The following is a 10,434-nucleotide window of genomic DNA, read 5'->3' as shown; positions in this document are numbered from 1 at the left end:
TTGTCATTATTAGAATTTAAACAATAATTGGCGAACCTCCGCCAAAGCCGCGCATTGCTATGCTGCGAGCCTCGGCCGAAACCCCGGCGGTCGCTCAAATCCTATTCAAATTTTTGGGGCTAACGAGAAATCAGTGCCTTTAACGAATCCTAGGCCCGCCAATCAATGAGCCATGCTCCGCATTTGGCTTCGGGCCTGCCGTCGCTTAAGCCCAAACGACTGAAGATCGCTATCGAGTTTCTCCGTCAGTTGCGCACAGCGTAACCATCGCTGGGCTAAGCCATTCCAAAATATCTTGTTTTCGCGACTGGGGCTGATCTTGGCCATTGCTTCGCATTCGGCGGCAAATCTGAGAAATCGATCCGTCGTGTCCATACTGATCTCCAGCTTGGGTTGGACCTCCGACAAATCCGAGAACCGCCGTTAAGTTCCGGCCGAGCCGAAATTTATGCCATTGACATCAGAGAATTTGTTCCCTCAGCGAGCGCAGACGAATCGCAGCTCGCGGTCCAAGCATTTTCTTGCTGCGTAACTTCGTATTACCTCCCTCGAGCAGCGTGAGTTTTGATTCCAAAGCCTTGGCGAATAGCGTATCGCCATCGCATTGAAACGTGTTTAGGGCCATCCGGCAGCAATAATGGCTGATCGTCGACTGCTTGCAGTTCGAACCACTAAGGTAGGCATCGTCCTAGTGGCTTTCCTTGTTCTCGGGCTGAGCATTTTGAGCCGCCCGGACTGGAAGCTGCGCGATTTCGATCAGGTATTTTATGTCACCATCGCGTATGACCTGGACCGCTACGGCGTATTCAGTGATGGAATTTTCGACCCGGTCGACAGTTCGGTCCAGCCGGCGCAGCCGGGTATGTTCTTTGGCCCGGTATTCCCGGCGATGATACTCGCGGTGATGAATCTCGATCAGCGGTTTGCCGAGGCGGTCCGTTGCAGTGTCGACTCCAATCGCGGTCATCGGGACGAATCCACATGCGAAGCGTATGAAACGCCGATCCGTATTCTTAGTGCTGCGCTGCTTGCGATTGCGGTGGCGGTCGTAGGCTTCGCGGCCGAGCTGATCTTCCGGCGAACGCAATGGATCTTCCTTTTCGCCGGACTGTTTGCGACCGCAGCTCTGGCGAGTGAGGCCCATATTTTTTCATTTGTAATGACCGAAAGCGCAATATTTGCGTTCTATAGCGTCTTCGCCTGGACGCTTCTGAGAGCCTTGATCGCGCCCGCGGCTGTCAGATTCGCCATCGCCGGCGCCGTGCTCGGACTGTTATGCCTGACGAAGCCATCGTTTACCGCGCTGTTTCCAATCACGATCGCGATCGTTGTCTTTTTCGGCTTCAAGATTGCAAAAATTCCGCGAAATCTGATCGGCGCTCATTCGGTGATGTTTGCCGCCACTTTTGCATGCATAACGGGGCCGTGGATGGCGCGTAATTACGTCTCGATCGGAAAATTCAGTCTCACGAACGAATATGCTTCGGCAGCATTGGTCGAACGTTTTGCTTATGATGACATGACGCCACAAGAATTTTTGCTTGCATTCCCCTATTGCGCTCCCGGCATTGGAGATCTGCTGTTCGACAAAGTCTACGGCACTGACTCCATGCATCGCTTCGTATTCCATACGCCGGCGAGTTTCTTTCATAATGGACGCGACCGGCGCGATGCCCTGCGCGAGCAGCATGGCGAACTTGATCCGTTGATCGGCCGCCTTGTGCACGATGAAATGCAGACGAATTGGTGGCGCTATCTGTTGGTGAACATTCCGCTGGCGTGGTGTGGCGCTTGGCCCGGCGGAATCGTTACCTTGCTGCTTCTGCCTTTGTTCATAGCGTCGCTGCTGCAGGCGGTGCGCACGCGCGAACCTTTGCTGGTATTATACGCCGTGCCCGCCGTGCTGATGCTGGGTTTGCACGCTGCTGTCGGCAATCACTATACGCGTTATAATCTAATCCTGATCGGCCCGTATTCGGTTGGCGCCGCCTGGATCATTTGCTCGGTTCTGCCGTACGGGCGCTGGCGACCGCGATTTCTCGCATCAGAACCGTAATCAGCTCGGCTTGCGAGCGAAGTTTGAGATGCAGGTTGAGCAGCAAGATCAGGCTGATAACAACCCAAATGTAGATAATAAGGTCAACGCCACGGCCAATGCCAACCAAGGCCGCGAGCCTGGTTGCATGGGTCGGCAGCCACACGAAATAAAGGCCCGCGATTGCGGCCAGCAAGGCAAGGATTGCGATCACCGGCGCCCGCCGATATTCGGTCCAGGCATAGACCATCACACCTGCGAGTAGAATCGAGAACCCGATTTGAGCGATCATCGATGCAGCTTTTGCACTGAGAGGTCGAACAAGATGGTCACTGAATCGGCCAACCCTTGGCCTTTGGCCAGCGAATAACGCGTGTAATCGATCGTCACGGGCACCTCGACATACGGCAATCCGCTCGCCGCGATTTGCTCGAGGAGTTCGCTGGCATGGGCCATCCGGTTTTGTCGCAACGAAATGCGGCTTGCCCCTTCTCGGGTCATCGCGCGCAAGCCGTTATGGGTATCGCTAAGCCGAAGACCCGTAACGGCGCGCGTGAACCAGATCGCGGCTTGCAGCAGAAGCCGGCGTCCGAACGGCATGCCATGCGAACTGCCAAGGAATCGGCTGCCGAGCGCATAGGCTGCCTTACTATCCGTCAGAGCGTTGATGAGACGCGGAATATCCGAGGGACGGTGCTGCCCATCGGCATCGAATGTCACGATGTAGCTGGCGTCGCGCTGCAGCGCGAACTTGATGCCGGTCTGAAGCGCCGCGCCCTGCCCAAAGTTGACCGGATGCGTGACGACAGTGGCGCCCGCAGCCAACGCAATTTGCCCCGTTGCGTCTTGCGAGCCGTCATCGATAACCGCCACGCGATAGCTTCGGCCCACAACGTCTGAGATAATGGGTCCGATTACCGCAGCCTCGTTAAAGGCGGCAATAACGATCCAGATCGATCCTCCGTCAAACTCTTTTTGCTTATCCGCAGTCACGGTCCGGCCCTACCCAAAAACGCAACCAAAATCCGCCCAAGGCCGATACCAACAACCAGTGACAGCGATGTTTGTTCCCAACGATACTACGCCGGGCGGAGGCGTCATGGCAAAGCAATTGCCACCCCCGTATCGGTGCCCGAGAGTAGTTAATGCAGCGTCGGGAAGCGAATTTGAGGGGCTCGCTTGTTAAGTCGGGCCCGCGTCTGGGCGGCGCAGCACGCATCGCATCGCATCGAACAAATTCACCGGAATGCCAATGCGGCTCATGAGGCCAGTCGACATTGCTCGCCTTGCGCCGAGCAAACGGCGCACCTGAAACTCGATCAAGGCCAACGGGACGAGTTTCCAAGGGTGCTCGGAAGTCTCCAATTTCAACTGCACCGTTTGCGCGAGCCGTCGCATGCTCTCGGGGGTGAAATACCAAAGGTGCTGCGGGGGCGTCATTAAGCGCCAATTCCGTCCGGCAACTCGCGCGTAAAGAGAGGAAAAGTCGCCAGTGGTAATAATAATGACCCCGCCAGGGTTCAAATAACGCCGGCATAGTGCCAAGGTCGATTGCGGATCGGGTAGGTGCTCAATGACGTCAAGCAGGACAATAACGTCCATCATACCAAAGCGCGCGAGATTATCCTCGTCCGCCATTCCATTGATAACCGTAAGGCCGCGTCTTTGGCAAAATACAGCGGCGGCGTCTGCGATTTCGATTCCTGCCACATCGTAGAACTGACGCGCCTCTTCGAGAAAAAAGCCATAGGCGCATCCAATCTCTAAAAGCCGCCCGCCACTCCGATACTGGCGAACGAATTGTACCGTGCGAGCAAATTCGCGGCGCAACACCGGCTCGCTGGCGCAATAATCGGCATAGCCGTCGCTGTGCTCCCCGGAGAAATAATCCTCCGTATAGTAGTCACGGACGTCAAAATTAGCGCATTCGGAGCGGCCCAGGCCGCATTGAATGCATTGGAAAATATCGCAGGAATTCTTGGAATATAATTTCCGATGTTCCGTCGCGCGCGCGCAGGCGGGACAAGTGAGCTGCACGCCGATTTTGTCTGCGTCTGGCACGACCGTGTCAGGCTCCGTTTATGTTCAAGTGGACACTGGAGCCGAAGGAGCGTCAAAACTCAATGTGGGGATCGCGGGGAGTCAACTGGCTTCGCAAGCCATCCCCGCCGAAGCGATCCGCTGAAGTTGATGCAGATCCCGGCAAGCGTTCGGAATACGGCGGCCGCTTAAATAGCAGAAGGGGTGATGTCTTCGACCCTAGCCGCCCCATTTATAGTTGAGGCCGGCGCGGAAGATGTTCTCGCGAAAAGAAGAAGTGACGGTTCGGAGTCCCGCCTGTCCCGTGGCTGGGAAGCCCGATGTATAGAAAGTGCTGAAACTGTCGGTCGTGGTGCCGAGATCGATATAGAGATATTCGGCTTTCACGGACCAATTGGTCGTCAACTGTCCTTCGACGCCGCCGCCAAGCGTCCATCCGGCCTTGGTTGAACTTGCGCTGTAAGACCCCGCAAAGCTGTTGACGGTTCCCCCCAAAATGAAATTCGTCTGGCCCACGACATTGCCGTTCCGGTTGACTTCACCGTAGGCGAGGCCACCTGTCGCATAAACCAGGACCGGGCCAGCGGCGTATCCGAAACGTCCCCGAACAGTCCCGAACCAGTCGATTTTATGCTCTTCTGACAAGGTGGAGAATGTGACCGGAAAGAATGTGAGGAAGCCGGTCGGTACCGTCGATATTGGAGCTCCGCAGGGGATGATGCAGTTCTGCTGGTTTCTCATACCGCTGCCTTGGATATCGGCTTCGAAACCGGCAACCCAGGACGGCGCGAACTGCAAATTATAGCCGACCTGCCCACCGCCGATGACGCCCTTCGGATCGATGGAGAATGAGCGCGGCGCTCCGTAGATGGGCGTTCCAGGTGTGAGGCCCGGAAACGCCGCGCCGCTTACCGTACTCACCGTGGTAGGATCGTCTCCAATCCCATAACCGATGTTCACGCCGGCGTAGTATCCGGTCCATGTGGCGACCGCCGCCTTGGGCGGAGGCGGCGGCGCTTTGACCGCCATGTCAGCCGCCCTCGCAGAGCTCAATGCGGCGCCTATCAGTAGCGTGGAAAGCGCCGCGCGCCGTAAGACCTCTCGCATGAGTTCTTCCTAGACGAAATGAATTGAGCTCACTTTACCGGGTTTCCCGATCAGCAGGAGTCTGTTCAGCGGTTTTCCCCGTGTTTTGCCGCATGGTGTGGCGCGCCTGCCACAAAAATCGGAACAATTCACACATTATGGGTGTGAATTCCGAAAGGCGTAGCGAACGACCTTAGGCAGGCGAGGCTGAATTCAGGGCTTGCCGATAGGCAGCGTTGATCTTTTTGGTTTCTGTCTCGGCAAGTTTTTTGAACGCCTGTGACATGCCCTGCACCCGATCGGGGTGGTTTTGTTTGATCAGGGTCTTATAGGCTTTTTTGACCTCTTCAACCGTAGCCGACTCGGAAACCCCGAGAATGCGAATCCAGTGACCGTCGCTCGCATAACGATCGAAGACAAATTCAGCGTCATAAATCGACTCGTTCGTCCCGATATCCGCTAGATCGGTAAACACGTAAAATTCCAGACTGTACTGCCGACGCAAACTGTACCGCCGAACCAGGTAAATGAGCGGCATTGCAACGGTTGCGAAGGCAATGGCCGCAGCATTGGCGTCAAAAATCCCCTCATCGAACGGATACCAGACAGCCGTGTTGCTCGACACAGTCTGCAATTCCTGCGCCCAAGCCGACTGATCGGAGACACCGAACGCGAGCAACCACAGAAGCGCGAACGTCACAATGTAGACCGCAATCGCATAGCCCATCGCGAAATGCATACACTTTCTATGCATCCAGGACCTCAGTCGAAAAAGCGGTTGGCTTCGCAGGCGGGAGATCATCGCCTGCAAATGCTGAGCATGAGCTTTTAGATCCTCGAGTTCGTCGTCCGGCTCGGGAATATTGGCATGGCGGCTTAAAGCGGTGCGCCAAAAGCCGTTTATCAGCTCATTGCTTTCACGGATTTGCTCAAGACGACGGCGAATCGTTCCATACACCGCAACGGCGCGGTCTAATTCGCTCCTTTCGGATTTTTGCAACATGAATTCCGGTCGATGCCGTCGCGCAAGCAAAAATGCGCGCGCATAACCAATAACCAACGCCGGCAGCACCGCCCAAAGGGCGAGTAAAATCGCATTCACGAACGCTGCCGAAAGATCGCCCCCGCCGCCAGGTTCAAGCATAGCACGAGACGCTTTTACTCACTTTGTTCAATAGTCTGCACGCCATTCTGCGCCTCGAACGTACCCATCCGTTCAACTCAGCTAAATCTTCGATTCAGACCACCTCGGGGCAAGAGATTGGCAAAAAATAGTCAAGCACTACGAACCTGTCCGCATTCGGAAATACGAATACGAAAGAGAAACCGCAAAAGCACTGATGAGTCGCGAAGTGGTCACATTTTCATGCGGCCATCCGGTTGGCGTCCGCAGAGGAAGCGAACGGTTATGAGGGGTGGTGTTATGAATTATGTCCAGCCGGTCCAGTCATCTGGAAATCTAAAATCAGCGGACCTCGATTTTGAGGAAAACGTCCGGACGCTTGGACATAACGGCGCAGCATTTCGTCAGGGCGATACCGCAAACGGCGAAGCGACCGCCAATAGCTTGAGCGCGCTGCTTCGCCGGGTATCGGGCAACTCGACGCGTGAGATTGACGCTCTTATTGGAGATTTGCGGGATCTGCGCGAAAAACTGCGTTCCGACGGCGACCGCATTCATCGTGAAATTGTAGAATATGCCGCCTTGAGCCAGCAGGTGATGCAACTCAGCAAGATCATCTCCGAAAGCGTGAAGCGACTGCCGGACTCTCCGGGCGTGGACTGCTGACCAGCGTGTCGCCGCCTTACGGCACTCGTGCCGGAGTTTCGCGCCGCCGAAGCCGTTGATGGATCGTACCTGCGACCGCTCGCATGGCGCGAACCGCAGAGCTGCGGCAACCGAGCCTTGGAATCATCCAACCATAATCATATAGCCGCCCCAATGCTTGCCGACCTTTGACAAAAGTCCGTGCGGGACACGTGTGGCAAATAATAGCGTGTCCGTCTCTGCAAGCGCGGCGAGTGTTGGTGTCAGACGTTGCGGCTCTGCCGCGCAATGTGTGTTTGCGTAAAGGCGGGTTCGCCGCTCGGGGGCTACTAATGAGGGGACGCTTGCGGCGGCCGTACCGGCCAATTCAGGTCATTGGCGTATTGGCATCGGTTCTGTCGATTGCAACGATGTCCAATTTTCCCACCGAGCGCGCCGGTATGCGACCGATAGCGAATAACCACAATGTTGGTGCGCTCGGCGAACGTCTGAACGCCAACACAATCACTATCGTTTCGAGCGATCCGAACGATATCTATTCGATCAAGTGGTAGTACGGCAGCGGCAATCGTAGGGGGATCGGACCGTTTATTTGTGACATCGGAGCTTGAAAGCGCGGGAGGCGATCATGAGTTCTCCGATACACCTCGATGAAGACATTGATCCGGCATTGATGTACGCGCCGCCTTGGGCTCGTGAGCGGGTACCCGCCGAGATCGCCGGACGCCCAGCCACACCATTGACTGACACTAACGAACGTAATCGCAATCCGACGACGCTCGCTCCCCAATTCAGCGGCGACCGCGCGATGCTGGAACTGCAGCGTCAGCTCGCGCGCAATCCCAACCTGATCCCGGAGCCATCTGCTAAAGCCGGGTCGGTCGTACGGCCTATCCTAATCCGGCTGTGCGGGGTTATCAGCTTCGCCGCTTTGGTGGCGTGGGGCATGGTCTCCTATCACGGCATAGAAAAGCCGATCGGAATCATGCCGGCCGAGGTTTCCACCTCAGCCATTTCTGGCAATCGCGTCAACCGCGTTGATGTGGAGCTGCCGCGACCTGCGATAGCTGCACCGCAGATGGAGGAAGCGGCTACCGCGAATGTGCTTGCTGCACCTGCTGTAGTTGCGGCTGCCCCTTTATCTGGTGCGTCTGTCAACGCAATTGCCGTCACGCCAGTGCCGGCGCAATCAATTGCACCTCCACCGGCCCAACCGGCGCCGCGGCCCGACAATCGTCCGGCACTTCGGCTCGACAGTGGCGAACTCGAAATGTTGGTCAAGCGCGGCAACGAATTCATCGCCAACGGCGATCTCGCCGCGGCGCGGCTCCTGCTACGGCGCGCCGCCGAAGCCGGCAGCGCCGAGGCGGCTCTTGCAGTCGGCGCGACTTTCGATCCGGTTGTGATGCAGCGTCTCGGCGCAATCGGGACGACGCCGGATATCGCGCAGGCGCGGCAATGGTACCAGCGCGCCGCAGAGCTTGGCTCCAACGCCGCATTGCAGCGACTGGCCGGGCTCGATGCGGCTCGCTAAGAGCGCGCCATGCATTGCGAGCGGTCAAATCCCTAGATAGCGATGCTGAATTGCAGGCGCTTGCGCCAATTGCTGCGAGCTTCCGACCCATACCACACGCCCGCGCTCAATAATGTAATGGCGGTCGGCTATGCGGGTCAGCGCCTTTACGTTTTTATCAATAACCAGGATCGATTGCCCACCGGCACGCAGCCGTTCGAGCGAACGCCAAATTTCGTCACGCACGCGGGGCGCCAAGCCCTCGGTCGCCTCGTCCAGAATGAGAAGACGTGGATTGGTCATCAAGGCACGGCCAATGGCGAGCATCTGCTGTTCGCCTCCTGACAGCAAGTTCGCCATGCTGCTCGCCCGTTCGGCGAGGCGCGGAAACAGCGCCATGACCTTTTCGAGCGTCCATGGCTCGGTGGTGCCTCCGTGATTTGCCGCGGTTGCAACGAGATTCTCGCGGGCGGTGAGGTTTGGGAATACCTGCCGCCCTTCCGGAACCAAGCCGACGCCGCGCTTGGCGATCCGGTAGGCAGGAAGTAAGCGGATCTCTTCGCCGCCGAACCGGATCGAGCCGGCCGCGGCGGGAGTAAGTCCCATGATTGAGCGTACTGTTGTGGTCTTGCCCATGCCGTTGCGGCCGAGCAGCGAAACCATCTCCCCCCGCCCGATGATGAGCGACACGCCGAAGAGAACACGGCTCAATCCATAGCTCGTCTCTATGTCGCGCAATTCAAGAAGCGAATCGGACATGTCAGCCATCGACCGCACCTTCGCCGAGGTAAGCTTCGCGCACGCCTGGATCGGCGCGAATGGCCGCCGGGTCGCCAGAAGCGATAATGCGTCCATAGACCAGGACGCTGATGCGATCCGCCAATGCGAAGACCGCATCGATATCATGCTCGATCAGTATCACGGTGATGCTGCCCTTCAGCGCACGCAGCATTTCCAATAAACGTGCGGATTCTTCGAGACCCATCCCCGCCATCGGCTCATCGAGCAGCAGCATGCGTGGCCGAGCAGCAAGGGCCATGGCGATTTCTAGCTGCCGCCGTTCACCATGACTGAGATCAGCGACCAGAGCGCTGGCTCGTTCGATCAGACCCACGCGCGCCAGCGCCGCTTGCGCCGGTTCACGCAATTCGGGTTCGTCACGCGCGTTTCGCCAAAAGCGAAACGAGTGGCCGGCATGGGCCTGCACCGAAAGCGCGATATTGTCGAGCGCTGTGAAATCCGGAAACAGCGTTGTGACCTGGAAAGAGCGCGCAAGGCCTAACCGGCTGCGCCGATAAACCGGTAGGTTCGTTATCTCGCGACCGTCAAAACGAATGCGTCCGCTATCCGGAACAACTTCCCCGCTCAATTGACCGATCAGGGTTGATTTGCCGGCGCCGTTCGGGCCGATGATCGCGTGCAGTTCACCGGCCGGAACAGCTAGCGAAATTTCGTCGGCCGCGATTACGCCGCCAAACCGCTTGGTCAGGCGTTCGACTTCGAGCAGGATCTCAGCCACGGCGAGATCCGGCAATTAAGCTATCGATCCCGCCATGCATCGAGATCGCCACGACAAGCAGGAACGGGCCAAGGATCAGATTCGAATATACCGTAACGCGTGAGAGTCCCTCCTCCAGTACCAAAAACGTGAGCGCGCCAATGAGCGGGCCGAACATCGCCTGCATGCCGCCAAGCACCACCATAACGATGAGATCGCCCGAGCGCGTCCAGTGCATCATAGCCGGACTGATAAAATCGGTGTGATTGGCGAGCAGTGCGCCGGCAAGCCCGCACATTGCTCCGGCGATCACGAAACAGACCAGCCTATAGCGGAATGTTGGGAAGCCGATCGCGCGCATGCGTCGTTCATTCGAGCGCGCGCCTTGGATCACCATGCCGAAGCGCGAATTGACGATGCGCCACACCAAATAAATGCTGACCAGCAGCAGCCCGAGACAAACATAATAGAAAACAGTCCTGTTGGTGAGATCG

The 10,434-nt window shown here is 57.2% G+C and carries 11 protein-coding genes; 3 read left to right on the top strand and 8 right to left on the bottom strand.

What is annotated here, in order from left to right:
• Positions 1-637 precede the first annotated feature (637 nt).
• Positions 638-2,056 carry a hypothetical protein gene (locus tag CFA80_RS00710; protein WP_088518457.1) on the top strand — a complete coding sequence of 473 codons (1,419 nt, stop codon included), beginning with the start codon at positions 638-640 and terminating at the stop codon, positions 2,054-2,056.
• On the opposite strand, the gene CFA80_RS00705 is transcribed toward CFA80_RS00710, so the two are convergent.
• The 5 genes from CFA80_RS00705 to CFA80_RS00685 all read right to left on the bottom strand — a co-directional run bounded on the left by CFA80_RS00705 (position 1,995) and on the right by CFA80_RS00685 (position 6,263).
• On the bottom strand, positions 1,995-2,327 hold the full coding sequence (locus tag CFA80_RS00705; RefSeq protein WP_088518456.1) for a DUF2304 family protein: 333 nt from the start codon (positions 2,325-2,327) through the stop codon (positions 1,995-1,997). The two genes, CFA80_RS00710 and CFA80_RS00705, sit on opposite strands and share 62 nt — an antisense overlap.
• Positions 2,324-3,028 carry a glycosyltransferase family 2 protein gene (locus CFA80_RS00700; protein WP_088518455.1) on the bottom strand — a complete coding sequence of 235 codons (705 nt, stop codon included), beginning with the start codon at positions 3,026-3,028 and terminating at the stop codon, positions 2,324-2,326. Before CFA80_RS00700 ends, CFA80_RS00705 begins: the two co-directional genes overlap by 4 nt.
• Positions 3,029-3,217: 189 nt before the next feature.
• Positions 3,218-4,096 carry a class I SAM-dependent methyltransferase gene (locus CFA80_RS00695; RefSeq protein WP_088518454.1) on the bottom strand — a complete coding sequence of 293 codons (879 nt, stop codon included), beginning with the start codon at positions 4,094-4,096 and terminating at the stop codon, positions 3,218-3,220.
• Between the two features lie 198 nt (positions 4,097-4,294).
• Positions 4,295-5,104, bottom strand: coding sequence for an outer membrane beta-barrel protein (locus tag CFA80_RS00690; RefSeq protein WP_159454602.1), 810 nt, complete (start codon positions 5,102-5,104; stop codon positions 4,295-4,297).
• A gap of 250 nt (positions 5,105-5,354) precedes the next feature.
• Positions 5,355-6,263, bottom strand: coding sequence for a J domain-containing protein (locus CFA80_RS00685; RefSeq protein WP_159454601.1), 909 nt, complete (start codon positions 6,261-6,263; stop codon positions 5,355-5,357).
• A gap of 321 nt (positions 6,264-6,584) precedes the next feature.
• Here CFA80_RS00685 and CFA80_RS00680 point away from each other — a divergent pair, with 321 nt between their 5' ends.
• Both CFA80_RS00680 and CFA80_RS00670 read left to right on the top strand, forming a co-directional pair.
• On the top strand, positions 6,585-6,950 hold the full coding sequence (locus CFA80_RS00680; protein WP_088518451.1) for a hypothetical protein: 366 nt from the start codon (positions 6,585-6,587) through the stop codon (positions 6,948-6,950).
• Between the two features lie 607 nt (positions 6,951-7,557).
• The gene (locus tag CFA80_RS00670) at positions 7,558-8,463 is read left to right on the top strand and encodes an SEL1-like repeat protein (protein WP_143549658.1); all 906 of its coding nucleotides are present in this window, start codon (positions 7,558-7,560) and stop codon (positions 8,461-8,463) included.
• Between the two features lie 24 nt (positions 8,464-8,487).
• Here CFA80_RS00670 and CFA80_RS00665 read toward each other — a convergent pair whose 3' ends face one another.
• The 3 genes from CFA80_RS00665 to CFA80_RS00655 all read right to left on the bottom strand — a co-directional run.
• Positions 8,488-9,201 (bottom strand): ABC transporter ATP-binding protein, encoded by a 714-nt coding sequence (locus tag CFA80_RS00665; RefSeq protein ID WP_088518448.1) that lies wholly within the window; start codon positions 9,199-9,201, stop codon positions 8,488-8,490.
• Position 9,202: 1 nt separating this feature from the next.
• A complete protein-coding gene (locus tag CFA80_RS00660; RefSeq protein WP_088518460.1) occupies positions 9,203-9,961 on the bottom strand; it encodes an ABC transporter ATP-binding protein in 759 nt (252 codons plus the stop codon).
• A partial coding sequence (locus CFA80_RS00655) for a branched-chain amino acid ABC transporter permease (RefSeq protein ID WP_143549657.1) occupies positions 9,954-10,434 on the bottom strand: 481 nt, incomplete at its 5' end. The genes CFA80_RS00660 and CFA80_RS00655, both read right to left, overlap by 8 nt.

Source organism: Rhodoplanes sp. JGI PP 4-B12, from assembly GCF_900188135.1.
This window is presented reverse-complemented; position numbering and strand designations above follow the sequence as displayed.